25 protein-coding genes are annotated in these 24,325 nt (G+C 62.7%); 7 read left to right on the forward strand and 18 right to left on the reverse strand.

Annotation, left to right across the window (positions count from 1 at the left end; all coding sequences use genetic code 11):
* Positions 1-3: 3 nt before the first annotated feature.
* A complete protein-coding gene (locus ACWPWT_RS17335; RefSeq protein ID WP_454280727.1) occupies positions 4-537 on the reverse strand; it encodes a hypothetical protein in 534 nt (177 codons plus the stop codon).
* Between the two features lie 67 nt (positions 538-604).
* Between ACWPWT_RS17335 and ku the strand changes: the two genes are divergently transcribed.
* Both ku and ligD read left to right on the forward strand, forming a co-directional pair.
* On the forward strand, positions 605-1,486 hold the full coding sequence (gene ku, locus ACWPWT_RS17340; protein WP_454280728.1) for a non-homologous end joining protein Ku: 882 nt from the start codon (positions 605-607) through the stop codon (positions 1,484-1,486).
* A complete protein-coding gene (gene ligD / locus ACWPWT_RS17345; RefSeq protein WP_454280729.1) occupies positions 1,479-3,920 on the forward strand; it encodes a DNA ligase D in 2,442 nt (813 codons plus the stop codon). The genes ku and ligD overlap by 8 nt, the downstream gene beginning before the upstream one ends.
* 4 nt (positions 3,921-3,924) lie before the next feature.
* Here the strand turns inward: ligD and ACWPWT_RS17350 are convergent, their stop codons facing one another.
* The gene (locus ACWPWT_RS17350) at positions 3,925-4,986 is read right to left on the reverse strand and encodes an SDR family oxidoreductase (protein ID WP_454280730.1); all 1,062 of its coding nucleotides are present in this window, start codon (positions 4,984-4,986) and stop codon (positions 3,925-3,927) included.
* A gap of 91 nt (positions 4,987-5,077) precedes the next feature.
* Between ACWPWT_RS17350 and ACWPWT_RS17355 the strand changes: the two genes are divergently transcribed.
* The gene (locus ACWPWT_RS17355; protein WP_261269489.1) at positions 5,078-5,458 is read left to right on the forward strand and encodes a winged helix-turn-helix transcriptional regulator; all 381 of its coding nucleotides are present in this window, start codon (positions 5,078-5,080) and stop codon (positions 5,456-5,458) included.
* Here the strand turns inward: ACWPWT_RS17355 and ACWPWT_RS17360 are convergent.
* Positions 5,455-6,357, reverse strand: a complete 903-nt coding sequence (locus tag ACWPWT_RS17360) for a Gfo/Idh/MocA family protein (RefSeq protein ID WP_454280731.1) — start codon at positions 6,355-6,357, stop codon at positions 5,455-5,457. The two genes, ACWPWT_RS17355 and ACWPWT_RS17360, sit on opposite strands and share 4 nt — an antisense overlap.
* A 72-nt stretch (positions 6,358-6,429) precedes the next feature.
* Here ACWPWT_RS17360 and ACWPWT_RS17365 point away from each other — a divergent pair, with 72 nt between their 5' ends.
* Both ACWPWT_RS17365 and ACWPWT_RS17370 read left to right on the forward strand, forming a co-directional pair.
* Entirely contained in the window at positions 6,430-7,002 is a 573-nt protein-coding gene (locus tag ACWPWT_RS17365; RefSeq protein WP_261269491.1) for a sigma-70 family RNA polymerase sigma factor, read from the forward strand.
* The gene (locus ACWPWT_RS17370) at positions 6,992-7,663 is read left to right on the forward strand and encodes an anti-sigma factor (protein ID WP_454280732.1); all 672 of its coding nucleotides are present in this window, start codon (positions 6,992-6,994) and stop codon (positions 7,661-7,663) included. Before ACWPWT_RS17365 ends, ACWPWT_RS17370 begins: the two co-directional genes overlap by 11 nt.
* Before the next feature lie 3 nt (positions 7,664-7,666).
* Here ACWPWT_RS17370 and ACWPWT_RS17375 read toward each other — a convergent pair whose 3' ends face one another.
* The 6 genes from ACWPWT_RS17375 to ACWPWT_RS17400 form a co-directional block, all read right to left on the reverse strand.
* A complete protein-coding gene (locus tag ACWPWT_RS17375; protein ID WP_454280733.1) occupies positions 7,667-8,476 on the reverse strand; it encodes a transporter in 810 nt (269 codons plus the stop codon).
* A 56-nt stretch (positions 8,477-8,532) separates the two neighbouring features.
* Positions 8,533-9,123, reverse strand: a complete 591-nt coding sequence (locus ACWPWT_RS17380) for an NADPH-dependent FMN reductase (RefSeq protein ID WP_454280734.1) — start codon at positions 9,121-9,123, stop codon at positions 8,533-8,535.
* Positions 9,124-9,226: 103 nt separating this feature from the next.
* On the reverse strand, positions 9,227-10,087 hold the full coding sequence (locus ACWPWT_RS17385; protein ID WP_454280735.1) for an alpha/beta hydrolase: 861 nt from the start codon (positions 10,085-10,087) through the stop codon (positions 9,227-9,229).
* On the reverse strand, positions 10,084-10,638 hold the full coding sequence (locus tag ACWPWT_RS17390; RefSeq protein ID WP_454280736.1) for a 3'-5' exonuclease: 555 nt from the start codon (positions 10,636-10,638) through the stop codon (positions 10,084-10,086). The genes ACWPWT_RS17385 and ACWPWT_RS17390 overlap by 4 nt, the downstream gene beginning before the upstream one ends.
* Entirely contained in the window at positions 10,635-10,859 is a 225-nt protein-coding gene (locus ACWPWT_RS17395) for a hypothetical protein (RefSeq protein WP_454280737.1), read from the reverse strand. Before ACWPWT_RS17395 ends, ACWPWT_RS17390 begins: the two co-directional genes overlap by 4 nt.
* Positions 10,860-11,070: 211 nt before the next feature.
* Positions 11,071-11,844, reverse strand: a complete 774-nt coding sequence (locus ACWPWT_RS17400) for an SDR family oxidoreductase (protein ID WP_454280738.1) — start codon at positions 11,842-11,844, stop codon at positions 11,071-11,073.
* A gap of 184 nt (positions 11,845-12,028) precedes the next feature.
* Between ACWPWT_RS17400 and ACWPWT_RS17405 the strand changes: the two genes are divergently transcribed.
* Positions 12,029-13,057, forward strand: a complete 1,029-nt coding sequence (locus ACWPWT_RS17405; protein ID WP_454280739.1) for a hypothetical protein — start codon at positions 12,029-12,031, stop codon at positions 13,055-13,057.
* 48 nt (positions 13,058-13,105) lie between these two features.
* Here ACWPWT_RS17405 and ACWPWT_RS17410 read toward each other — a convergent pair whose 3' ends face one another.
* On the reverse strand, positions 13,106-15,163 hold the full coding sequence (locus ACWPWT_RS17410; RefSeq protein ID WP_454280740.1) for a TonB-dependent receptor: 2,058 nt from the start codon (positions 15,161-15,163) through the stop codon (positions 13,106-13,108).
* A 253-nt stretch (positions 15,164-15,416) separates the two neighbouring features.
* Positions 15,417-16,583: a nucleotide sugar dehydrogenase gene (locus tag ACWPWT_RS17415; RefSeq protein ID WP_454280741.1), complete on the reverse strand. Its 1,167-nt coding sequence runs from the start codon at positions 16,581-16,583 to the stop codon at positions 15,417-15,419.
* Between the two features lie 398 nt (positions 16,584-16,981).
* Here ACWPWT_RS17415 and ACWPWT_RS17420 point away from each other — a divergent pair, with 398 nt between their 5' ends.
* Complete coding sequence (locus tag ACWPWT_RS17420) at positions 16,982-18,370, forward strand: exopolysaccharide biosynthesis polyprenyl glycosylphosphotransferase (protein ID WP_454280742.1); 1,389 nt, start codon at positions 16,982-16,984, stop codon at positions 18,368-18,370.
* Between the two features lie 195 nt (positions 18,371-18,565).
* On the opposite strand, the gene ACWPWT_RS17425 is transcribed toward ACWPWT_RS17420, so the two are convergent.
* The 7 genes from ACWPWT_RS17425 to ACWPWT_RS17455 all read right to left on the reverse strand — a co-directional run bounded on the left by ACWPWT_RS17425 (position 18,566) and on the right by ACWPWT_RS17455 (position 24,123).
* On the reverse strand, positions 18,566-19,510 hold the full coding sequence (locus ACWPWT_RS17425; protein WP_454280743.1) for a glycosyltransferase family 2 protein: 945 nt from the start codon (positions 19,508-19,510) through the stop codon (positions 18,566-18,568).
* A gap of 5 nt (positions 19,511-19,515) precedes the next feature.
* Entirely contained in the window at positions 19,516-20,406 is an 891-nt protein-coding gene (locus tag ACWPWT_RS17430; RefSeq protein ID WP_454280744.1) for a glycosyltransferase family 2 protein, read from the reverse strand.
* Positions 20,407-20,506: 100 nt separating this feature from the next.
* Positions 20,507-20,992 (reverse strand): acyltransferase, encoded by a 486-nt coding sequence (locus ACWPWT_RS17435; RefSeq protein WP_454280745.1) that lies wholly within the window; start codon positions 20,990-20,992, stop codon positions 20,507-20,509.
* A gap of 2 nt (positions 20,993-20,994) precedes the next feature.
* A complete protein-coding gene (locus ACWPWT_RS17440; protein WP_454280746.1) occupies positions 20,995-22,161 on the reverse strand; it encodes a glycosyltransferase in 1,167 nt (388 codons plus the stop codon).
* Positions 22,158-23,246 carry an endo-1,4-beta-xylanase gene (locus ACWPWT_RS17445; RefSeq protein WP_454280747.1) on the reverse strand — a complete coding sequence of 363 codons (1,089 nt, stop codon included), beginning with the start codon at positions 23,244-23,246 and terminating at the stop codon, positions 22,158-22,160. Before ACWPWT_RS17445 ends, ACWPWT_RS17440 begins: the two co-directional genes overlap by 4 nt.
* Positions 23,246-23,731: a glycosyltransferase gene (locus tag ACWPWT_RS17450; protein ID WP_454280748.1), complete on the reverse strand. Its 486-nt coding sequence runs from the start codon at positions 23,729-23,731 to the stop codon at positions 23,246-23,248. Before ACWPWT_RS17450 ends, ACWPWT_RS17445 begins: the two co-directional genes overlap by 1 nt.
* Positions 23,728-24,123 carry a glucuronosyltransferase gene (locus ACWPWT_RS17455; protein WP_454280749.1) on the reverse strand — a complete coding sequence of 132 codons (396 nt, stop codon included), beginning with the start codon at positions 24,121-24,123 and terminating at the stop codon, positions 23,728-23,730. Before ACWPWT_RS17455 ends, ACWPWT_RS17450 begins: the two co-directional genes overlap by 4 nt.
* Between the last annotated feature and the right edge of the window lie 202 nt (positions 24,124-24,325).

The following is a 24,325-nucleotide window of genomic DNA, read 5'->3' on the forward strand; positions in this document are numbered from 1 at the left end:
GGTTCAAGCGTCGCTGCGCCAGCGCTCGATGGCCCGATCATAGCGATCCTGCGCCTCGTCCAACGCAGACTGTAAATCGCGCCGTTCGGCGGCATGACGGCGTTGCAATTCTCGGCGTTGCCGTTGGGCTTCCTCGACCCGCGCCTTGGCCTCGCCATCTTCGGCGTGATGCCGGGACTCCGCAGCGTTCAGCGCGGCCTCCGCCTCCGTCACCGCCGTACGGCTTGGGCGTGGTTTTGGCTTCGCTGGCTTTTTCGGCGGTGAATCAGCCTTTTGGGGGTGATCCTTATCCATTTTCGACAGCTCGGCGAATTGCTCCGCTTCGGAGCCGCGCAGGTGACGGATGACCTCGCCGGGCTTGGCCAGCGCTTCCGCGATCAACTCCGGGTCCGACACTTCGGATGCGAGGCCGCGGGCGAACAGGTCCCGCTCGCTCCCCCAGGCGCGTAGCGCGGCGGCCCGGCTTGGCGCCGCGACATAGACATCGTGGAAACCGATGGGTGTGGTGAAAACCTTCAGCTTGGGCGTCCTGGCCATCATGCCTCCTCGGGCGTGAACCCGCTTTGGGTCTCGTACGTTGATAATCGAGCAAGGAGAACGCTTTATGGCCGCTCGCGCCTATTGGCAGGGACAGATCAAGCTCGCCTTGGTGAGCATTCCGGTCGAAATCTATTCCGCCACCCGCTCGGGCGCCACCATCTCGTTCAAGCAGATCCACGAACCCAGCGGCAAGCCGATCCATTATGAGAAGGTCGTGACCGGCATTGGTCCCGTCGACAAGGATGAGATCATGAAGGGCTATGAGGTGAAGAAGGGCGAATTTGTCCTGCTCGAACAGGATGAGATCGACGCCGTAAAGCTCGAATCCAAACGGACCCTGGAACTGACCCAGTTCGTCGACGCGGACGCCATCGACGTGCTGTATTACGAAAAACCGTTCTTCGTCGTCCCGGCGGACGACCTGGCGAACGAGGCCTTTATCGTCCTTCGCGAGGCGTTGAAGCACACCAAGAAGGTCGGGCTGGGCCAGTTGGCGCTGCGGGGGCGCGAATATGTCGTCAGCCTCAAACCCTCGGGGCGCGGCATGGTGCTCGAAACTCTCCGCTACGCCGATGAGATGGAAAAGGCGCTAGGCTATTTTCGCGAAATCCCCGACGACGAGCCGGATGGCGAGTTGCTGGACCTGGCGGAGGCGCTGATCGACCGGAAGAGCGCGGCGTTCCATCCGCAGGAATTTCACGATCGCTACGTCGATGCGCTGAAGGATCTGATCGAACGGAAACGCAAGTCGCGTGGCAAGAAGGTCATCGAGGATGATGGCGCGACCAATGCCCCGACGGCGTCGAACGTCGTCGATCTGATGGCGGCGCTCCGTCAGTCGATGGACGGGAAGGGTGGCGGCTCGACCGCGAACAAGGCGCCGCCCAAGAAATCCGCCCCCCGCAAACGCGCGCCCGCGAAGTCCTCGGTGAAGAAACGTGCCTGATCGCCGCAAAGCCTCGATCGCAGCGGCGGAGAGCGATACGCTGGCGATCTACAACGCCAAGCGGGATTTTTCGCGAACGCCGGAACCGACCGGGGCGCTGGCGCACGGTCACGCCAACAGCTTCATCGTGCAGAAGCATGATGCCACCCGGCTGCATTGGGATTTCCGTCTGGAAGTGGACGGTGTGCTGAAAAGCTGGGCGGTCACACGTGGCCCAAGCCTGGACCCCAATGAAAAGCGTCTGGCGGTGCGGACCGAGGATCACCCGCTATCCTATTCGGATTTCGAGGGGGTCATTCCCCAGGGAGAATATGGCGGCGGGACCGTGATGCTTTGGGACCGGGGCACATGGGCACCCGTCGCGGGCAAGTCGGCCGCCGATCTCGCCAAAGGGCATCTTCATTTCGTGCTGGACGGCGAACGCATGCGCGGCGAGTGGATGCTGATCCGCTTGAAACCGCGGGGCCGGGAAAAGCGAGAGAACTGGCTGCTGCGCAAGGTCGAGGATGACTTCGCGGGCGCGACCGATGCGCTCGTCGAAGAGGCGCTGACCAGCGTCGCCTCCGGCCGGACCATGTCCGAGATTTCAGGCGGAAAGGCGGCGAAATCGAAGGCCCCGCCCGAACGGATCAAACGGAACGTCAAGAGAACCACGGCAATGCCGGTTTTCCGCGAGCCACAACTCTGCACCTTGCGCGATACGGTTCCCACCGGGGACGTGTGGCTCCATGAGATCAAGTTCGACGGCTACAGGGTCATGATCGCCACAGGGGGCGGGAAAGCGACGATCTTCACGCGAACCGGGCTGGACTGGACCGACAGATTCCCGGCGATCGCAAAGGCTGCGGCGCGCCTCCCCGGGGCGGCCCCGATCGGCGGTGAAGTCGTGGCCTTCAAAGACGGTCGCCCCGATTTTTCGACTCTGAAGACCGCCATCAGCGAAGGTGGCGAGATGGTTTTCATGGCCTTCGACCTGATCGAACAGGATGGCGACGACATCGGCGAGTTATCGACACTTGATCGCAAGGAGCGGCTTCGTGCGCTGCTGAACGACGCGCCGAACGCCATCCGTTTCTCGGAACACGTCATCGGGAAGGGGGAAGCCCTGCTCGAGCAAATGTGTCGAGACGGATTGGAAGGGGTCGTGTCCAAGCGTGCGGACGCGCCCTATCACTCGGGCCGCGCCAGGGCCTGGATCAAGGTAAAATGCGTTCAGCGCGGCCGTTTTCGGATCGTGGGGTGGTTGCCGTCCGACAAGCGTCGCGGGTTTCGATCGCTCTTGCTGGGGCAGGAAGGGCCGGGTGGTCTTGCCTATGCAGGGAAGGTCGGAACGGGCTTCGATACGACGAGCATGGATGCGATCGTCGATAAGCTGGAACGACTGGAGCGCACGACGGCAACCGTCGACGCCCCCCGCGCGATGGTTCGCGGTGCGCATTGGGTGACGCCCAGCCTGGCGGCCGACATAGCCTATGCGGAAGTGACACCCGACGGACTGCTGCGTCATGCCAGTTTTCTGGGGCTAAGCGGTGAACCGGGCCGGGAAGATGCACCGGAACCCGCCGACGGCGAAACCAGTGTGAAGGTGACGCATCCCGACCGCATCATATTTCCAGACGGTGATATCACCAAGGGACAACTCGCGGAATATTATGCCAGTATGGCCGGGTTGATGCTTCCCTTCATCGGCGATCGTCCGATCAGCTTGGTCCGCTGTCCTCAGGGAAGGGCGCGGAAATGCTTTTTCCAAAAGCACGACGCCGGCAGCTTCGGGGAGCATGTCCACCGCGTGCCGATCCGCGACAAGGACGGCAAGAGCGACGATTATCTCTATGTGAAAGACGCTGACGGGCTGGTCGCCTGCGTACAGATGGGCGCCATCGAGTTTCATGGATGGGGCTCTCGGGTCGCCACCTTGGAGAAGCCCGACCGAATGGTGTTCGATCTGGACCCGGACGAAGGCCTAGCCTTCACCGACACGAAGAAGGCGGCCGAGCACCTCAAGGAGCAACTGGCGGAGGTCGGCCTCACCAGCTTCCCGATGTTATCGGGGGGTAAGGGCGTGCATGTGGTCGTACCGCTTCAGCCCCTTGCCGAATGGACCGAGGTCAAGAGCTTCGCCGAACGCTTTGCCCGCGCGCTCGCCGCTCTGGAGCCCGATCGCTTTGTCGCGACCATGTCCAAGGCCAGCCGCAAGGACCGCATCTTTATCGACTGGCTTCGCAATCAACGCGGCAGCACCGCGGTGATGCCCTATTCTGCCAGGGCGCGAAATGGCGCACCGGTGGCAGTGCCGGTCTCATGGACCGAATTGCGCGATATCGAGACCGCGGCGGTTTGGACGATCCATGACGCTGCCGCCCTGATCGAGCGTGCTTCTGGAAGGGCGCTGTCCGGCTGGGGCGTAGCCAGCCAGACGCTGCCGGAATTGTGACGGCTCAGGGGATCAGGCGGTCGGCCCGGAGCCGTTCGAACAGGGCGAAGAACGCATCGTCCGTTGGTTGATACGCCGTGAAGCCAAGACGGCGGCTCTTGCTCATGTCCGTCACCACTTCGATCGGGCGGCCCAGATCCGCGTCGGTATGCCAGGGTGATGCCAAACGGTTGAGGTCAGACTCCGCCAGCCCCTCTCGCTCGGCAATCCGACGCCACAGCGGCGCATCGTCTACCATCTGCCGCTCGAGCGGACGCACGACGCCATCGAACGGCGCGGGCTCCAGGCCGAACCACTGTGCAATGCGGCCCCACATCCACTGCCAACGGAAGACGTCGCCGTTGACGACGTTGAAAGCCTCGTCATGTGCCGCCTCCGTTTCGGTCGCCCAAAGCAGATGGCGGGCCAACTGACCCGCATCGGTCATGTCCGTCAGGCCGGCCCATTGCGCCGCCGAACCCGGAAAGGCGAAGGGACGGCCTGTCTCACGGCATAAGGTGGCATAGACGGCCAGCGTCGTGCCCATGTTCATCGCGTTACCGACCGCCAGGCCGATCACCGTGTGCGGCCGGTGAACGCTCCACGTAAAGCCATCGCGGGCGGCGGCGGCGAACACCTCGTCCTCCTGCGCATAATAGAAATTCTCGACGTCCAGGCGTCCCTGTTCCTCGCGAAAGGGGGTCTGCGGAAGCGCCCCTTTGCCATAGGCTTCGAACGGACCGAGATAATGCTTGAGACCAGTGACCAGCGCGACGTGGCGCGGGCGGTTCGGCTTCGGTAGGCCGTCCAACAGGTTGCGGACCATCGCACCGTTGACCCGGATATTCTCCGCTTCGCTATCCTGCCGCAGCCATGTCGTGATGAACACGGCATCGGGGTCCAGATCGCGCAATGCTTCGGCGGTAGCGTGGGCGTTCAGAAGGTCTGCCGCGACCGGCTGTACGCCCGCCTGCGCGGTCGGACGCCGGGCAAGGCCGTGGACCTTCCAGCCCTGCTCCACGAGCAACCGAGCCGTCGCGCTGCCCACGATCCCGCTAGCGCCCACCACCAATGCCGTCTTAGCCATGAATAACTCCTCTTTGCGAACAAGTTAGGCATAGCTGGACAGGGCTTCCAGAAGGCACCATTTGGTGACCCAGGCACCAGGGAGTAACCATATGCAACCCGGATCACCGGATGAGGAATGGCGCGAAGATTGCGCGCCGCGCCGCATTCTGGAGTTGTTCGCCACCAAATGGACCAGCATGATCCTTCACACGCTTCACGCCCGGCATGAAGGGGCCGCGCGGACCGGCGCCTTGCTACGAAGCCTTCCCGGCATCTCGAAGAAGATGCTGACCCAAACGGTCCGCGACATGGAGGCGAGCGGCTTGATCAGCCGCCATGTCCATAGCGCCATCCCGCCGATGGTCGAGTATAAGCTGACCGAATTGGGCCAGCGCTTCGTCGAGCCGGTCGAGATGCTGTATGGCTGGGGCAGGGACAATAAGGATGCGCTGGATCGCCTCGTCCCGCGCGCAACGTCGCGGCGAAGCTAGGCGACCGACTGCTCGGCCTGGAGGGTCGCCACCTCGCAAAGCGCGTGGGTCGCCAGAATGTCGTCTGCACGGGTAGGCCGTCCCTCGCGGACCGCCGACAGGAAATCGGAGCACATCGCCTCGAAACCGCGCTGTTGCCCGACTGACGTCCAGTCGCCCCGGCGCTGATGACATTCGGTCCCGTCCAGGCGAATGTGCTCCGAGATATTGAACACGGATTGCCGCAGGCCGTTTCCGATCACGTCCAGCCGTTCCTCGTTCAGCCCGCTGTCGCGGTGCATGGTCCCGATCGCGGTGAAGCCTTCGCCCGCCAATGTCAGGATGATGGCCGACAGTGATCCGCCTTCGCCATGGGCCTCGATGCTATGGCGGGTCACCGATGACGGTGCGAGAAACAGCAGCGTATCAATGACATGGATGAAATCGTCGAAGATCACGCGGCGCGGCACATTGAGTTGGCGGTGGCGGTGCTTCTCCATCATGAGCAGGTTCGCCCTCGACCCCTTGAGCGCGGCATAATCGGGCGCGAACCGGCGGTTGAAACCGACGGCCAACAATGTCCTTTGACGCTCCGCCAAAGCCACCAGCTGCTCGGCTTCCGCCAGATTGTCGGCCAAGGGCTTGTCGACGAATGTCGGGATGTGGCGATCGAGCAAGCGTCGGACCAAGGACGGATGCGCCTCGGTTGCGGCATGGACGAAGGCGGCGTCGAAATGCCCGCTGGCCATCGCATCGTCGAGGCTGCAATAGGTGCCGGCGGCGTGAAAGGCGCGTCCGGCTTCCGTCAGGGTTCGCGCGTTGCGGGTGGCGAGGTGCAGCTCGACGTCGGGGCGGGTCGCCAGAACGGGCAGATAGGCCTTGTGGGCGATGTCGCCCAAACCAATGACTAGCACGCGCATATCCGTCTCCTAGCTCCTCTTCGGGAGCCATGATGGATTGCGTCCGCAGGCCCGAATGTCTACCAAATCCCGGTGCACTCTATCCCAACCGATCCCATCGAGGCGCGTGTCAAATTGTGCGACGCGCTGGACCGTATTGGGGCGGAGGATCAGGATGCGCTCAGCGAATTATACCGCATGACATCTGCCAAGCTGTTCGGCATTTGCCTTCGGATATGCGGTGATCGTAGTTCCGCCGAAGATGTCCTGCACGACGTTTACACCACCATCTGGAAACGCGCAGGGGCGTTCCAACCGGGGCAGGCGAGCCCCATGGCCTGGCTCGCCACCATCGCACGCAACCGCTCGATCGACTGGGTGCGCGCGCGTCGCAAAAGGCCGACCTCGCCGATAGACGCCGCCGCCGAAATCGCGGATGATTCACCCGATCAGTCCCTGACCGTCGAGCGAACGGAGACGGCACAACGGCTTCACGAATGCCTCGAAGCATTGGAAGTCCGCCAACGCGACGCGATCCGAACCGCGTTCTTCGACGGCAAAACCTATGCCGAACTGGCCGATGCGAAGGGCGTGCCGCTGAGCACGATGAAGACATGGGTCCGGCGAGGTCTGATGCAATTGCGGGGGTGCGTCGGTGACGACTGATCCCGATATGATGGCCGGCGAACTGGTGCTGGGGCTGCTCGATGGCGAGGAACGCGCAGCCGCGCTTCGTCGGATCTTGTCCGACCCGCATTTCGCGGCGGAGGTTGAATGGTGGCGCAATCACTTCGCCCATCTCTTCGACGATTATCGTCCCGCAGATGCGCCTGCCCATATCACAGCGCAGATCGTCGCCGCGCCTGCCGCCAAGCCGCGCACGCCGATATGGGCGACCGCCTCGGCCGCAGTCGCGATCGCTGCCATATTACTGCTGTTCCTGTTGCCACGCCCCGAGCCCGTATCACTCCCGCATCCTGAGGCTCGCTCACCCAATCTGATGATCGCGGCGCTGGCCCCGGAGGCAAAGGACGCCAAGCCGATCGGCACGACGATGGATATGGATCGCGGCGAGCTCCGCATCGCAGACAATACGCTGGCCCCGGAGGGCAAGATCGCACAGCTTTGGGTGCTTCGCGACGGAAAACCTTACTCGCTGGGTCTGTTGAACAGAGACGGTGCGACGCGCATCACCGTTCCGACCGCCCGTCGCCAAGACCTTCGGACCGGCGCGGTACTCGCCATTTCGATCGAACCGCCAGGAGGATCGCCCGAACCGACCCCGACAGGTCCGGTTGTGGCCACTGGCACCTTGGCGACGACTTGACGATCAGAAGAGCAACGCGCCACCGGTCACGAGACGCAAGCCCGGTGACGCGTGATTGAGTCCAGCAACAGCGAGAATGTCGAGTTGCATGACCTTTGTCGGCCGCCATGCGGCGGATAGCGCGGCAAGCGCCATGGTCTCATGCTGGTCGGGTTCGTCCTCCCGCTCCAGCGATAATTCGGCGGTGGCGGTGACCTTCTCGGTGAACTTGTATCGCAGGCCAGTAATCTCGCTATAGGCCAGATGACGGCCCATGCCGGATTCATTGGCCGCAGCATCGGCCTCTCCGGTCAGCGCGATCGCAAGCTTTTCGGTCAGTTCATATTGGACGGGGACGATGACGCCCGTCGACCAGGTGCCTTCGCCGACAGGATAGCGCCCTGTCGGGGCGGTGAAGAATGCCTGCACGCCCGCCGAGAAGGCCTTGCCCTTCTGCCCGGCCAGATGCTGGCGGATCGCGAATGTCATGTCGCCGGTACCGGTGACGGTATCGACGCTGCCATCCGTCTTGTCTCGCATGCGGTCGCGGCCGTAACCGACCCAGTCGAATTGCAACTCGGTATTCTTGCCGATCCCGACGCGGGTCAAAATATCCGCCGTGATGATCCGATCGTCACGCGGGTCGGATTGATCGTCGCGTTGCCATTCCAGGGTCGAGACCTCGACATGGACGCGGCCAAGCTCGGTGGTGCAGCTTGAGCCGCCAATGCTGGGCCGGGTGGGACAGAAGCGGGGCTCGTCGTCCTCGGCAAGAGCGGGGGCAGCCGCCGCAACACCCATGATGCCCAACAACACCGTCACTGTTCTTCGCATGATCACCCCCTAACTGCCTGAATTACCTGCCGCTTGGGCTAGCAGGGCGCAACGCGTCAATAGGGGGGCGTGGCACGAGCCCGCTGTTCGCGCGCGGCGGATGTCCACCATGCCAGGTCGTTGGCGAAACGCGGAAAGGTGCGCGCCAGTGCCTGGCCGCCGTCTCCGATCGGCTGACCATCCGCATCGAGCGCCTGGCCGATCCCCCCCACCGCCAGCGTAGTCGAGATGACGACCATGCCCATCTCGGACAAGCTACCATGCCATGCGACACTGGCATGGGCACCGGCCAGCCGCCCGGCCGAGTAGCTCGCGATGGCGGCGGGTCGCCAGAACCATTCCTCCAGGAAATGATCGGTCAGGTTCTTCAGGCCCGGCTGTTGGCCCCAATTATATTCGCCCGTCACGAAGACGAAGGCGTCAGCGTCTCGAATCTGGCTGGCGAGCCGCTCCATCGCCAAAGGGGCCTCTCCGGCCGGATACTCCTTGTACATTCGGTCTAGCATCGGCAAGCCGATGGCCTGTGCATCGATCAACGCGACGTCGGCGCCCCGCTCCGCAAAGGATCGGACGAGATAGTTGGCCAAACGTATGCCCTGTCGATCCGATCGATAGGAACCGTAGAAGACCAAGATGCGGTCGGCCATCGCTCACCTCGAACATCATGACCATCACATAACGCTGCCAAGCTGGGGATGATCCGGGGGGCAGTGATGCGCCCTTCGTTCGGGCGCCATTCCATGCGACGGATCAATGCGTTACCCGACGAACGAAACCGGTCACCTCCTGCAATACCGAAGCACGCCCACGAAACGGTCGTGAGAGGGCCAGCAGGATGCCCACATGACCCAGTTTTGGATAGGATCGAAGCTCGGCCGCGACACCCTCGTCACGAAGTTTCGCGGCGAGCGCCAGGCTGTTCCGGGGCTCTACGACCTTGTCGTCCGCCCCGTAGAGCAAAAGGGCAGGCGGATCTCCCGCTCCGGCCCAGGTCACTGGCTGCGTTTCGGCGGGCTTGGGGAAACGACCGAAGGCCGCCCGGCTCGCATCCACATTGAATGGCGCAAAATCATAGGGGCCGGCGAGCCCGACCAATCCCTTCACGACGGCTCGCGTGTCGCCCAGCCAACGCGGGTCCACGGCCAACATCGCAGCGATGTACGCGCCGGCCGAATGGCCCATCAAGACGATCGAGCGACCATTGCCCCCATAGTTCCCGGCATGGGTGGCGGACCAGCGCACCGCCGCCGCTCCATCCTGAACGAAGGACGGATATTCGACAGCCGGTACGAGCCGGTAATCCGGGATGATGGTCATGAACCCCTGGGCGGCGAGCGCGCGGCCGACAAAGGCGTAGCCCGCACGCGTGCCGCTGTTCCAACTCCCACCATAGAAGAACACGACCACGGGGCGTCGACCTTGTGCTGGGACACGGGGAACGTAGACATCGAGCCGCTGCCGCAGATCGGGGCCATAAGCGACATCCTTCGCCACCCGGATGCCGCCCCGATCCTTTGGCACAAGGGCGTCGAAGGTCGTCAGCGGCGAACAACTCGCCGCCAATACCGCCAGCAATGCCGTCACGCCTGCGCGAACGCCCGAACGCCTCATGGACGAGCCGCTCGGCAGACCGACGAAGCACGGTCCCGCAACCTCTGCCAGACAGCCAACTCCTCTGTCGCGTCAGCAAGAGCCCGATGAGCGGGCGATTTGTCCTTGGTCGCGTTTGCCCAAGCGACGAGTTCATCGATCAGGGCCTCGACCCGATCCGGAGGACATGCATCACGGAGGATAAGCGCCGCACTCTCTCGAAGCGCGACATCCGTATCCCGAAGCCGCAAAGCGTGGCGCGGCAGCCCCGCCGTCCGTAGCAACAGGCTCAACCATTTACCGTCCCAAGAGGGCGCACTGGCGAACAGCGCGTGAGGCGACAATTCTTCCACCATGCGCTGTGCCACCACCTCGTGCGAGACGCCCTCGCCGACGAGAAGGTCTCGGGAGAGACCATGAATATGTTCGGCCGCATCGTCCCAATCGTCCCAGCCGGGGGCAGGAGCGATCAAATGGCTTTCGGACCGGCCGTCTTCGAATATCCAGGCGACCTCGATCGGGTAGCTTCGATCCGAAAGGGATGAGGCCTCGAAATCCAGGAACACGTTCATCGCTCCTCCTCCAATGCCGCATACCATTCGGCATAGCCGGTATTCCGAGCCATTCGCCGGTTGAGGTCAGGGCTGCCATCTGTCCACCAGACCGGGCCGCGTTCGCCCAGTGCAACCTTAGCAGCCTGAACCTGCAACCGCGCGAGGCGGAGTTCCACATCGTCCCCACTGCGCAACGCCTTCTGGACGGAGCGCCGCGCCTGCATCAGCGTATCGACCAAGCTTTGTCGTTCGCTCGCGTCGAGATGAGGATTGCTCCTGCGCCACAGTCGCCCTCGAACGACGATATAGCGTCCGTCCGGCGTCGTTCTTGGCTGGTCTCCGCTGGCGGCGGCAGGCAATCTTTCGGCCGATCTATTCACGATGCCGCTGCAAGGCAGTTGGTGCCGCATCGGTCGGCCAGTCGATCGTATCCACGCCGCCTCATCCAGTTCACCGGTTGCCCGCCTCGCGCTGCTGAGCCGCGCGCTCGGTCAGGGTCTTCAGCGTCGTGTCGAACCGTCCCTCCCGCTCCGCCTGACGGAGGAACTGCACCTCATCGACCAGGATTTCGGACGGTGTGGGCTGCAGCGCAAATTGCGCCGCAACGGCATCGGCGAACGCCTCCAATGGCATATATCCCGGTCGATTGGACTGTCCTGGTGTCAGGTCGGTCCGCACGCCCGGTGGCGCGAGTTCGATGATCTCTACCTTGCCGGCCAACTGCGTCCGCAACGACACGGTATAGGAATGGATCGCGGCCTTACTCGCCGAATAGGTGGGGGCGGCGACCAGGGGAACGAAGGCGAGCCCCGACGTCACGTTGACAATGGCCGCGTCGGGGACATGGGTCAGGTGATCGATCAGGGCATTGGTCAGGCGTATGGGGCCCAGGATGTTGATCGCCAGTGTGGCCTCGGCGTCAGCCAGATCGCGCCGCTGCGTCAAATCCTCGAACTTCATGATGCCGGCATTGTTGAACAGTACATTCAGCGCCGGAAAGTCGCGGACGATCCGCTCGGCGAAAGCGTCCACTGCGCCGACATCCTCGACGTCGAGCACAACCGTATGGATACGATCGCGCCCGGCGGCGGCGCGGTCCAGATCGTCCTGGCGGCGGCCGGCGATGATGACGGTGTCGCCGCGATCATGGAACCGATGGGCCAGTGCTTCCCCAATACCGCTTCCGCCGCCGGTCATCAGGATCGTGTTGCCAGTGGTCTTCATGGGTCTCTGTCCCTTGGCCGGAGTCAATTCGTGTCAACTCAAGCTGTTGGGCAGCGTTCCGGTTGCATGAATTAAAGGTCACGCATCCTGCGGGCCAGGCATAAGCGGAAGCTACATCGGCAGCGTGTATTGACTAAATAATACACATGCGCGATCATCCGATTCCTCAACAGGGAGAACGTCCATGTATAGCGAGAGCGACATTGACGGTGCCGTGGCGGCGGGGGCCATTTCCCCCGATGCCGCAGCCGCGCTGCGGCGACATGTCGCCACGGTTCACGCCGCACCGACCGTAGACGAGGAGCATTTCCGGCTGCTCACCGGCTTCAACGATATATTCGTGTCGATCGCGATCGCGTTGCTGCTCGCGGCCCTGGGACAGATCGGCTTTCGGATCAGCCATGGACTGGGCGGGGCATTCATCGCTGCGGCGGCGTGGATGCTGGCCTTTTATTTTACCGAACGGCGGCGGATGGCCTTGCCGAGCATCCTGTTGCTGCTTGCATTTGTCGGTGGCGTGGCAGGTGGGCTGATCGGCCTGATCGACACGGTCTGGCCCCATATCGACGGCACGGCGGGTGCGCTGGCGGCCGCGGGTATCGGTTTGATCTCGGCCGGGTCGGCTTGGCTGCATTGGCATCATTTCATGGTCCCGATCACGGTCGCGGCGGGGGCGGCGGCGCTGGTCGTGGTAGCGATCGGCTTGCTGATGGCGGCTTTCCCGGACATGAAACAGGGCGTCTGGCCGATCCTGTTGTTGTGCGGCATCGGGGTATTCTCTCTGGCGATGCATTGGGACATGTCCGATCCCCGGCGAGAGACCCGTCGGGCCGACGTCGCCTTTTGGCTGCATCTGGCCGCCGCGCCGATGATCGCACACCCGATCTTTCAGCTATTGGGCGTATTCAATAGCGACATCGGCGCGGGCACGGGGGTGATCGTCCTTGCGCTGTACCTGCTGTTCGCAGGGATCGCGCTGGCAGTGGACCGGCGTGCCTTGCTGGTCTCCAGCCTCGTTTATGTGCTCTACGCCCTCTATTCCCTGTTCCTCAGTGCCGGTGCGGTCGAACTGGGCGCGGCCTTTACGGCTTTCGTCATCGGCTCCGCGCTTCTGTCCCTCTCGGCCTTTTGGCAGCCAATGCGCGGGATCGTCATCGGCTGGCTGTCGCAGCCGATGCGGCTGCGCCTGCCGCCGGTTCACCAGCCGGCGTAAAGGCTCCATCGCCGCTCTCCGTTCGGAGAGCGGCGATCCATTTGGGATTTAAATTTCAAAGCGCAAGGAAGCCCGCACCGTCCGAAGTGCACCGGGGTAAATCCATAAACGGCTATAGGAACTTGCCGCATAGCGCGCATCGAACAGGTTATCGGCCTCCAACCGGAAGCGCAAAGTATCGGTCACGGGTGCCTCGATCGCCGCCTTGGCTTTGATATAATCGGGCAGGACCAACGGGCGGGCGTCGAGGGATCCGGCACGATCCCCAACATAAGCGACGCCAGCGCTTAGCTGCCACTCACGCCCGGCGAGGGGCAGGCGATGTACGACAAGAACGGTACCCGAATGTTCGGGCACACCCAAGACGGCGGGCGTTGCAAAGCTCTTGTCGTCATTGCGGGCATCGACCCAGGCGTAATTGGCCACCACTTGCCACCGCCGCCCCAGGCGGAGCGACGCATCTGCCTCGACGCCCCGACTGTTCAACTGGCCAACGGGCGCATTGAAGCCGGGATCGACGGGGTCGGTCGTCAGGATATTGGCCTTGGAGATATTGAACCAGGTCAATCCCAAGTCGAAGCCGTTCCAGCGCCCGGCAAGCCCGACCTCATATCCGCGCGCCTCTTCGGGCTGGAACCCCTCGCCGGTGCGGCCGGTACCCGAGTTGAGGAGGAACGATTCGCCCCAATTGGCATGGACCGAAATGTGATCGGTCGCTGCATAACGTGCACCGGCTCGGAACTTCACCGGCTGCTCGACGATCTCCCCGACACCGCCTGTCCGGTTGTTGACGATCTTTTGCCGATAGGGATCGATGCGCGCCCCCCCGACCAGCGTCAGCCGGTCCGTGACCGCCCACATATCCTGGGCATAGATCGTGCCCGCCCAGCGGTTCTCGTCATTGTTGGTAAAGGGCAGGAGCGGGGCGGCGGACCCGCCATAGCCCGATAACGGATCATATAAATCAACGGCATAGGGGAAGGCCGCTGACGGGTTGCGGCGCATCCACCGCTCGCCATAGGTCATGCGGTAACCCTTGAGCCCCAGGCTGACCTGATGACGTCCGATCTGCCCGGCCAGTTCCAGCCGCGCGGAGAGATCGTCGATCACGAAATCGCGCGAGCGACGTTGCCGCCAGACCTGCGTCCCCACGATCCGCGACTGGTCCGCCGAGAACCCCTTGAGCGAACCGGTACGCCACACCAACCCGCCATTGAGCGTCCATCCGTCACCCAGTTGCGCCAAGCCCGTCAACTGGTGACGCTCGTTGCGGAAGCGGGTGAGGCCGTTGGAAGGCTCGCCATAATAGTTGGACCGGGGCAGGGCGTTCGCATCGTCGCCGACCGCCGGGATGCCCCGATCGAAAGGCGTGTCGAACTGCATGAACTCCGCCAGATAGGTCAGCCGCACCGCGTCGCTGGGACGCCAGGTCAATGATGGCGACACCACCCGCCGGCGAAGCTCCACCGTGTCACGCCAACCGTCGCTATCCTCCGCCGCGAAGACGATGCGAGCGGCGACGGTTTGTGACAGGGGGCCGGTGGCGTCGATCTCCGCGCGCCGGGTGTCGAACGAGCCATAGGTGACGGTAGCACGAGCGGACGGTGTGAAGCGCGGCACCTTGGACACGATGTTGACGCGCCCACCCGGATCGATGTCCCCGAAAACAGCGCCGGCCGGCCCTTTCAACACCTCGATCCGTTCCACGGTCGCCGGGTCACGGGGAGGGGCCATGCCTCGATTGGCAACGAAGCCATCGACATAGAATTCCGCGCCGCCATCGGGTGTGCCCAGAAACCCGCGTATCGCGAAATTGTCGAGCACCCCACCACGATTATTCTGCTGGCTGAACCCGCTGACCAGTTCCAGCGCGTCGCTCAGGCGATAGGTTCCAGCGGCTTGCAGCACATCCTGCTCGAGCGAGCGGCTGGACTGGGACATGCGCTCTGTCGCGGGATCGGACGACAGGGTACGATCGATCGTGCTCCGCGTACCGAGCACCACGATGTCGGTGCGCGTCTCGGCATCGTCGCGCGCATCCGTTTCCTTCGCGTCGGCGAGCGCCGGAATGGCGCACCACGCCATGGCAAATCCGAAAACAGACATATGGCGGCGAAGACGGGCAGCGGACATGAGAACTCCAGACAATGCGATACAGCCAATAGCGGCCTATCGCGCCATGACATGTTGCAACGTCTCATATCGTTCATACGCGGCAAATCAACCGTGCAGAGGGAGCAATTGGACGGCGGACTCGCGTTTCGGATTCACAGCCGCGGGGGCGGGGACGAAAATACGAAAACGGTTCGGCCTTCCTGCGAAGACCGAACCGCTATCCCGTCACGCCTGGGCGACCAGGTCAGTCGGAACCGAAGATGTCCCGAGTGAACAGCTTTTCAGCGCAATCGGCCAGTTCGGGGGCATTGCGGTTCGCGATGATGACGTCGCATTCCGCCTTGAACGCCTCCAGGTCACGCAGCACGCGCGAGCCGAAGAACTGATCTTCCTCCAGAGCGGGCTCATAGACGATGACCTCGATACCCTTGGCCTTCACCCGCTTCATGATACCCTGGATAGACGACTGGCGGAAATTGTCCGACCCCGCCTTCATAGTCAGGCGATACACGCCCATTTTGCGGGGGCCGCGCGCGATGATCTGATCGGCCAGGAAGTCCTTGCGGGTGCGGTTGGCGTCGACGATTGCGCGGATCAGGTTCTGCGGCACTTCGGAATAGTTGGCGAGCAGCTGCTTGGTGTCCTTAGGCAGGCAATAGCCACCATAACCGAAGCTCGGATTGTTGTAATGCGTGCCGACCCGGGGATCCAGGCCGATGCCCTCGATGATCTGGCGCGTATCCATGCCGCCCGCGATCGCATAGCTGTCCAGCTCGTTGAAGAAGGCGACCCGCATCGCGAGATACGTATTGGCGAACAGCTTGATCGCCTCCGCCTCGCGCGCGTCGGTGAACAGCACCGGCGCATCCTTTTTCTCCGCGCCCTGGATCAAAAGGTCCGCGAAGATACGCGCGCGTTCCGAGCGTTCACCAACGATCACACGCGACGGGTGGAGATTGTCGTACAGTGCACGGCCTTCGCGAAGAAATTCCGGGCTGAAGATCACCTGGTCGGTACCGAGCCGCGCGCGAACGTCGTCAACGAACCCGACCGGAATGGTCGACTTGACGACGACCGTGGCATCGGGCGCATGGGCCTTGGCCAGCGCAATCACCGTCTCCACGGAACCCGTATTGAACTTGTTGGTCTCGACATCATAGTTGGTCGGCGTCGCGACGATGACATATCGGGCATCCGCCAGCGCCTCTGCGGCATCGGTCGTCGCGGACAGATCCAGCGTGCGGTTGGCGAGGAACTCCTCCAACTCGGTATCGATGATCGGCGAGGTGCGCGCATTGACCTGAGCGACTCGTTCCTCCGAAATATCGACCGCCACGACTTGGTTGTGTTGCGCCAGAAGAACGGCATTGGACATGCCCACATAGCCGAGGCCGAAAACAGCGATCTTCATTCTTCAAACCCCATAGCAGTGGGAGGAGCCCGATCGGGACCGGTACGTCTCTGCGACTAGCCGCCCCGGTCGATCCACGACAACCCCATTCATGACAGGAAAGACAGGCGATTTGCCCAAGTGCGGGACTTTGGTGGCGAAGCGTCGGTGTCCTGTCCCATCGCGCCGAAAAATAATTGATGCTGCAGTGCGATGCAATCTTGACTTTTGCACTTTAACCGTGACGGCGCGGGCGTCCTGCCCTTGGTGGACGCTGGATGAACGGCACGTTGCCAAAAATTCAGCCTTTCGTACCTATTCCACGGTGAGACGCTGTTGCGATGCAAAATATCTGTTCCGCAAGCGGCACAGACGCTACATTCTGTCTCAACCAAAGAAATCAGGGCAGGTCGGCTAACATGGATATGGGAAGATTCCATAGCAAGGCGCCGATACAAAAGGTAAGGCGCTTGAGTATTCCAGCTTCTATTTTGCGCTTTAGGGCGCTCATTGCCCTGATCCTGATAGATTTAACCTGCGTTGCCGCAGGTTTTGCTGGTGCCGCCTATTTTCGGTTTGTCATGCTGGGACACACCCGTTGGACCCTAGCGATTGTGACATTATTGTCAGCTTACTTCCTGACATCCTTTTCCATCCGGGCCTATGATCAGGAAAACCTGACCATCCCTCGTCATGCTGCATCGCAAGGTACGAAGGCGTTGCTGATGGCGGTATGCGCGGTCATCCTGGTCGCGTTCGTTTTTCAGGCAAGTGAAGATTTTCCCCGCGTTGTCATCGCCTTGGGCGCGCTGATCGGGACGGTCCTGATCGCCTCCGCCCGCTATGCGTTCGTCCGGAATATGGCACAGGTCATCGGCGGTAACCCTTTCACCGTCATGCTGCTCCATGATGGCCGTTCGCCAATCCCGCAGGGTGACTTCGCACAGGTGGTCGAGACGGGTGACCGCTTCGACCCCAATCTTCATGACCCGATCATGTACGACCGTCTCGCACGGCTGGTCGCCAGCGCGGATCGTGTCGTGGTGGCCTGCGCGCCCGATACCCGGATCGCCTGGGCAAATGCTCTCAAGGGCACAGGTGTGCAGAGCGAGATCTTCGTGCCCGAGCTAAGTCAGCTCGCGCCACTCGGCATCTCCACTTGCGCCGACACGCCGACCATGATCGTCGCGGTCGGTCCCCTCGGCCTGTTCGATCGCTTTCTGAAGCGGATGTTCGATATCGCGGTCTCGGGACTGGCGCTGTTCCTGCTCGCGCCAGTCCTGGGGCTGATCGCGCTGGCGGTTCGCCTCGACAGCGCAGGGCCCATCCTATTCCGCCAAGTGCGTATCGGGTGGGGGAACGAGATGTTCCACATCCTGAAGTTCCGCAGCATGTATGTCGAGGGCAGCGACGGCGCAGGGCATCGCTCCGCCTCGCGCGACGACGACCGCATTACGCGTGTCGGCCGGTTCATTCGCATGACCAGCATGGACGAGCTCCCCCAGATCATCAATGTGCTGAAGGGTGATATGAGCATCGTCGGGCCGCGCCCGCATGCGCTGGGTTCGCGCGCGGCCGAGAAACTGTTCTGGGAAGTCGACGGTCGCTATTGGCAACGCCATTCGGTCAAGCCCGGCCTCACCGGCTTGGCGCAGGTTCGCGGCTATCGCGGCGCGACCCTGATCGAGGACGATCTCCGCAATCGCCTGCAGGCCGACCTCGAATATCTGGAGCATTGGTCGATCTGGCGCGATATTCGCATCGTGCTGCAGACGTTCCAGGTCCTGCTCCACCGCAACGCTTACTGACGATCGCGGGTTAGGGCGGGCCTGCAAGGCCGTCGCTTCACGCTATGCGCAAGTCCGGTAAGGACTACGCTGGAGGACGGCTGGCGTAACTCTCGACGGTGACGTCCGAAGCTTTTATGCCCCCCGCACGTCTCGGATATGGTCGTTTCGACGCAATTTAGGGGGCGGCGTTACCGCCCCCGCTCAAGATAGGGCCTATTTCTTCAGCTTCGACGGGGCATATTCCTGATAGGAATGGCCCAATATGCCCATGGTAAGCCCGGCCCCGCGCAGAAGGTGGACCATGGCGCGCCCACCCCAATAAGGCGAGACGAGCATCGCAGGCGACATCGCGGCGCCCAGTCCCATGCGCACTACCCCACGGGCGAGCTGCTTCGCCTTCTCTGCACCCGATCCCTCGATACGGGTCGCAACGGCGAATGTATTGCCAAGACGATACTGCCTCTGACGCTGCCATTTCATCGTCAGACGATTGACCGGGAACATGTCATAGACCAGCGCCTGATCCGACCAATGAATCCGGACACCCCGGCGCCACGCCTGATTAAAGAACAGATAATCACTGCCGCCCGTGAAACGCATCCGCGCATCGAAGCGTAGATCGAGTTCACGGAATCGGGCGAGATCAAACATCACGTTGTTCGAAGCCGCGAAATTCAACCTTTCGCCTTCGGCATAACGCTTGCGATCATAGAGACGGCTGCGACGCAGCCAGTCGTCCACCGGTCCTTCGAAGACGGGCTCGATTGGACCATATATGCAATCCGCGCCGGTCGCCTCGCGGGTACGAAGCATCGAATCCAACCAGCCATCGACCGGCCATTCGTCATCGTCAAGGAAGCAGAAAAGCTCCGTCCCTTCCGGTGCGCTGTCCATCGCCCGGTTGCGAGCGATCGGAATGCCCTGCTGCGGCTCGACGACATAATGAAGGTCATATTCGGGATGACCGGCATGGGCCATCACCGCATCCCGGCTGCTACCCGACGCATCATTGTCCACCACGACGATGCTGAGCTGCCAGGGCCGCGCCGGATCGCGATGCTGGTTGCGCATGACGCCAAGCAGCTTGTCGATCCCCTCCGGACGGCGGAAGGTCAGAACGCCCAGCGTGATGTGAATGGGCGCGCGGTCAGCGGACATGCCGGTCATCGCCCGAGCAGCGAACGGGCGGCGCCCGTGATCCGCTTGCGAATCACCTGCGTCGTCAGATTCTGACGAGTCCACCCCATGCCCCGTGCTTCGCGCGCGACGCGATCGATCTCGGCCAGCGTGTCGGTCATGCCGAGATGTGCATCGGCGATACCCCCGGTGACGAGGCTCTTGCCCATCCGGCCCAGCCCGTCGAAGCGGCGTGCGAGGTGCAGGCCGGTCGCCATCATGATCTGCGGCTTCAGCGACTTGGCGCGATCGGTGTTGGTGTAGCGGTTGCTTTCGTGCAGCCGCTGGTAGGTGAGCGGGGTCTCGACGAGCACGCCCGGCGCCAGATAGGCGGCCGCGAACTTCAGGTAATTGTCGCTCAACACCACGTCGTCGGCCAGCGGCATCGGCAGGATTTGCGACAGGATCGACCGATGGAAGGTCAGGCCGGAGGTAGGGACGGGCAGGGTAGGAAAGCCACCCGCGCGCATCGTCTCGCGCTTGTCGATCGGCGTGATCGCGATCTCGGCGGGCACCAGCCCGGCCTCGTCGTTCGTGACGCGATCGAAGCACCAGCCGACCTGACGCTGGGCATAGATGTCCGCGATCCGGGCCAGCTTTCCGGGCAGGAAGAAATCGTCCGCGTCGAGCATCATCAGCACGTCGCCGGTCGAGGCGGCAAAGCCGGCATTGAAGCTGGAGGCCTGACCGCCATTGGGCTTGAACACCGGGGTCACCGCATCACCATAGCTGGCAATTACGGCACGGGAGTCGTCGGTCGACCCGTCATCGACCACGATGATCTCCGCCCCCAACTCGTTTTGCGACAAGACACTGTCGATGCAGGCGCGCAGATACCTGGCGTAATTGTAATTGTTGATGAGGACCGACAGTTTCATCCTACTTCCCCGTTTGCCCTCGAAACCATATCGCGATGCAGCATTAGCATAAGCGGACCCGTGACCGCGATGGCGAAGCGATGTCGCGCGACACGAAAATTCATTCCGGCTGATCCGGCACGGGCACATCGTCGGCACCGATCCGTCCATAACGGGCGACGATACGCAGGTTGCTGCGAATGACGCGCGCGGGATTGCCAGCGACCAACGAATTGGGCGGTACGTCCTTGGTCACCACCGAGCCCGATCCGATCACGCATTCGTCGCCGATGCGAATGCCCGGCAGGATGATGCTGCGAGCGCCAATGAAGCAGCGGCGTCCGATCCAGGTATCGAGATACAGCCCACGCGTCAGGTCGTGGGTCAGGATCGCCGCATCGAACGCGACATAGCTCTCCTCGCCAATATGCAGCCCCTTGGGGTTCGTCCGGTCGAATTTCGCCGATAGCGAGAATTGCGCGGTCGGATGAATGTCCATTCCCCAGAAACGGACATACCAAAAACGCTTCGCCTCGACGAAGACGTTACGCAGCTTCTTGAGGCGATTGAGCCCCCATTTGGGCTTGGCTCCGCTGGTGCGCGCCACTGTCATTTCCTCCGATAGTCGTCGAGGACGCGGTCATAATAGTCTTCGAGCTGACGCGTCTGTGCCATCAGGTCGAAACGTTCGGCCACCCATTCGGGCGCGCGCTCGTGAAAAGACCGCCAGCGCTCGCCATCGGAGAGCAGAGAGGCGACCGCGTCGGCCATCGCCGCCACGTCCCGCTCCTCTGCCAGCAGGCCTGTACGTCCTTGCTCGACGGCTTCGCCGACGCCTCCCGAGCGAAAGGCAACCACGGGCGTTCCCACCGCCTGGGCTTCCAGATTGGCGATGCCGAATGCCTCGGCATGACCATTGTCCAGCGTGACGCTCCCATGCAGATAAAGCTGCGCCTGACCCAGTTCGTCGCGGATCGCCTCTTGGCTGAGGCGCGGATGATGGGTCACGCGGGGCAGGCTGGCGCGCGCATGTGCGAGCGTCGCGGCGGCTTCGGGGCCGTCGCCGATCATTACATAGTCGACCGGAATACCCTGTGCGGCCACGCGGGCCAGCGCATCGATCATGTAGCGATAGCCCTTATACTCCACGAAGCGGGCGATCGAAACCACCCGACCGGGAATGCGGGGGCGGGGATCGGGCCGGAACAGCCCATGATCGACGCCGATATAATGGCGATGGATCGACGTCGAAGGGTAGCCCAGATCAAGCAGCCGATCGCGAATAAAGTCGGACACGGCAATATGGTAACCGCCTGCCCGAGCCATCTGGGCCCGCCCTTTGGCAAAGAAGCGGATCTGGTTGAAGCCGCCCGGTTTCTTGGGATCACCGCGATAGGTGGCATCGAAGCCGTGAAAAGTCGTCACGAGCGGCTTGCCCAAGGCACGCGCCAGCGGCGAAAGGACATAGCCGTTCTTGCCGAAATGAGCATGGATCAGGTCGGCGTGCGCCAGTGGCGGAAACAGCTCCGGCACCGCGATCCGTGGGATTTTCAACAGAAGCGAGCCCGCCTTCATCAGCGGAGAGTTCGCTATCGCATGGACCGGCAGATCGCTTTCCCCGCCATGTCCTTCGCCCATACGCTGTCCGACGAGGAATTCCGGTGAATAGCGCTCATAGCCGCGCGCCTGCGCCAGCACGAAGGCCTGGCTGGGCGGGAGGAAGCGTTCGACGAAGATCGCTACGCGACTGCCATTATGGTTCTGCGGTCCACTCATCGGCCTGATCCCGCCGAGCGCAACGCCCCGGCCAGCGCATCGAGCGCGGGGAGGGGCATCATATTCTCATCGTACAGCAGGGCGCGGGCGCGGCAGCCATGACCCTGCGCGGCCTCCGCCTTGCTGAACTTCTCGCGCAGCCCCCAGGTGGTCACCCCTTTCAGCGTCCCCGACGCGGACACCGTTCGAACGAGGTCAGCAAAGGTGCGTCCATAGACGTCAAGATCCGGCGTGGGCAGCCGGTGCGCGAATTTGCACGACCCGTCCATCTCGGTGATATATGTGCCCAATCCCAATTTTTTGATCTCGCGCAGGAATGCGGTTAGCGCGGCAGCGTCGAGGCGGTCGAAGCCGGGACGGAAATGCGCCTGGAGCCCGATCGCGTGGATCGGCACATTGGCCGCGCGAAGCTCGCGCAGAATGTCCAGCATCATCGCACGGCGCGCGTCATAATTGGCACCCGCCTTTTCTAGATGGGTTTCGTTGATCACCAAAATGGCCTTGGGGTCGGCACGATGCGCCCGCTCGAACGCCTCGCGCACATGGTCTTTGCCGAGGAGACGGTAGAAGACCGAAGCCCGCCACTGTGCGGCGTCATATTCCATGACTTCGTTGACCACGTCCCACGCATAGACCTGCCCGGCGAAATGACCGACCGTCTGATCGATGTGCCGGTTCATCGCGCTGCGAAGCTCGGTCGGATCGGTGATTGCATCGACCCAGCTCGGAACGCGGTACCAGATCAACGTATGACCATAGAGCCCGGCGCCGATTTCCCTGGCGAAGGCCGCGATCTTGTCCGCGTCGACGAACTGGACCTGTCCCGGCTGCTTTTCCGTTCCCACCCATTTCAGCGCGTTGCGCGGGGTCAGCGATGAACAATGGCGACGAAACAGCTCGCGCATCGCGGGGTCGCGCAGATCCTCCGCGTCGATGGCGGCACCGAAGCGAATGCCGCGCGTCAGGTTGCGCAAGCTCAGGTCATCGGCTGCCGCACTCGGCATTCCGATGGTAAGAGCCGCCGCACCGCCACTCAGCAGGAGACCGCGCCGGGTCAGGGCCATGTCCTTCGCTCCGTCCGCCATCACCGCGTTCCGCTATGGCGAATAATGGCGTCGAGATGTTGCATCAATTGCTGGCGTCCGGGCGGGACGACGTCGTTGCCGGGCGGCGGAGCAAGATCGCGGGCCAGCAGCGCGTGCAGGTCTTCGGCGGTTCGTGCGACATAAAGCCCTGGACGCCCCTCAAGCTGGGACACTGTGGCCAGCTGATGGTCGTTGCGATGCTCGCCATGCGCCGCAAGGCGTGGAAAGAGGATGGCTGGGCGACCGACCCTCTGACACGTCAGTATCGTGCCGATACCGGCATGAGCCACCACCACGCGCGCATTCGCGAAATAGGCATCGACATCCAGCGGCCGGATGCGGGGGCTCCACTCGATATTGCGGGGAACATAGGTCGATTTGCCGGTCTGTGCGAAAATCGGTTCGTTCAACGACGGTGCGATGGCATCGATCGCCTCGATCAGCCGGTCGAAGGGAAGCTGCGTCCCGACGGTGACGAAGATCACAGAACCGCTCCTGCATGATGCGGCCCGTTGGGCTTGGCGAGATGCGCCCATTGGGTCAGCCATTCCGTCGCGACAAATCGCGCCAATGTCCCACTTTTAGACAGTTGCTCGACATTGGCGACGCTGTCGATCCATACGGTACGCGCCCCAATCAGGCGGCCGGCGAGCAGGCAGAAAAAGCCCGGCGCCGCACCGGTCGAAATGATGACGGCGGGACGGAGCGACAGAACCGTCGTGAAGGACCGGATCAGGCACTTTAGGCTCTGCAACGGTTCGTTGCGGTTACAGTCGGGCAGGACGATCCCGTCCTTGATACCCGCCTTCTCCAAAAGCTCGGCCTCCGTCGTCGCGAAGCGGGTCGCATGGGTGTCGAGCATGCTGCGGAGCAACATCATCTGCTCCCAATGGCCACCTTGCGATGCGACTGCGAGCACTCGTGGACGCGACCGGGTATCAGCGGGTTTGCCATTCAAAGCCATCTCGCAACCTCCCATGGCAAGGGCGATCTTCATCGCCCGGCGCGCCGCGGAATACGGAACGCCATCGTTGCGGTACCCTATATCGACCGGCGCGTAACCCGCAAATACTGTCGGT

Source organism: Sphingomonas sp. Marseille-Q8236 (assembly GCF_965112005.1).

What these genes read in the sequence shown, in the direction of transcription:
- ACWPWT_RS17335 (WP_454280727.1), bottom strand. Translation starts at nt 537, where the DNA reads ATGGCCAGGACGCCCAAGCTGAAGGTTTTCACCACACCCATCGGTTTC.
- ku (WP_454280728.1), top strand. Translation starts at nt 605, where the DNA reads ATGGCCGCTCGCGCCTATTGGCAGGGACAGATCAAGCTCGCCTTGGTG.
- ACWPWT_RS17350 (WP_454280730.1), bottom strand. Translation starts at nt 4,986, where the DNA reads ATGGCTAAGACGGCATTGGTGGTGGGCGCTAGCGGGATCGTGGGCAGC.
- ACWPWT_RS17355 (WP_261269489.1), top strand. Translation starts at nt 5,078, where the DNA reads ATGCAACCCGGATCACCGGATGAGGAATGGCGCGAAGATTGCGCGCCG.
- ACWPWT_RS17360 (WP_454280731.1), bottom strand. Translation starts at nt 6,357, where the DNA reads ATGCGCGTGCTAGTCATTGGTTTGGGCGACATCGCCCACAAGGCCTAT.
- ACWPWT_RS17375 (WP_454280733.1), bottom strand. Translation starts at nt 8,476, where the DNA reads ATGCGAAGAACAGTGACGGTGTTGTTGGGCATCATGGGTGTTGCGGCG.
- ACWPWT_RS17380 (WP_454280734.1), bottom strand. Translation starts at nt 9,123, where the DNA reads ATGGCCGACCGCATCTTGGTCTTCTACGGTTCCTATCGATCGGATCGA.
- ACWPWT_RS17385 (WP_454280735.1), bottom strand. Translation starts at nt 10,087, where the DNA reads ATGAGGCGTTCGGGCGTTCGCGCAGGCGTGACGGCATTGCTGGCGGTA.
- ACWPWT_RS17390 (WP_454280736.1), bottom strand. Translation starts at nt 10,638, where the DNA reads ATGAACGTGTTCCTGGATTTCGAGGCCTCATCCCTTTCGGATCGAAGC.
- ACWPWT_RS17400 (WP_454280738.1), bottom strand. Translation starts at nt 11,844, where the DNA reads ATGAAGACCACTGGCAACACGATCCTGATGACCGGCGGCGGAAGCGGT.
- ACWPWT_RS17405 (WP_454280739.1), top strand. Translation starts at nt 12,029, where the DNA reads ATGTATAGCGAGAGCGACATTGACGGTGCCGTGGCGGCGGGGGCCATT.
- ACWPWT_RS17410 (WP_454280740.1), bottom strand. Translation starts at nt 15,163, where the DNA reads ATGTCTGTTTTCGGATTTGCCATGGCGTGGTGCGCCATTCCGGCGCTC.
- ACWPWT_RS17415 (WP_454280741.1), bottom strand. Translation starts at nt 16,583, where the DNA reads ATGAAGATCGCTGTTTTCGGCCTCGGCTATGTGGGCATGTCCAATGCC.
- ACWPWT_RS17420 (WP_454280742.1), top strand. Translation starts at nt 16,982, where the DNA reads ATGGATATGGGAAGATTCCATAGCAAGGCGCCGATACAAAAGGTAAGG.
- ACWPWT_RS17425 (WP_454280743.1), bottom strand. Translation starts at nt 19,510, where the DNA reads ATGTCCGCTGACCGCGCGCCCATTCACATCACGCTGGGCGTTCTGACC.
- ACWPWT_RS17430 (WP_454280744.1), bottom strand. Translation starts at nt 20,406, where the DNA reads ATGAAACTGTCGGTCCTCATCAACAATTACAATTACGCCAGGTATCTG.
- ACWPWT_RS17440 (WP_454280746.1), bottom strand. Translation starts at nt 22,161, where the DNA reads ATGAGTGGACCGCAGAACCATAATGGCAGTCGCGTAGCGATCTTCGTC.
- ACWPWT_RS17445 (WP_454280747.1), bottom strand. Translation starts at nt 23,246, where the DNA reads ATGGCGGACGGAGCGAAGGACATGGCCCTGACCCGGCGCGGTCTCCTG.
- ACWPWT_RS17455 (WP_454280749.1), bottom strand. Translation starts at nt 24,123, where the DNA reads ATGTTGCTCCGCAGCATGCTCGACACCCATGCGACCCGCTTCGCGACG.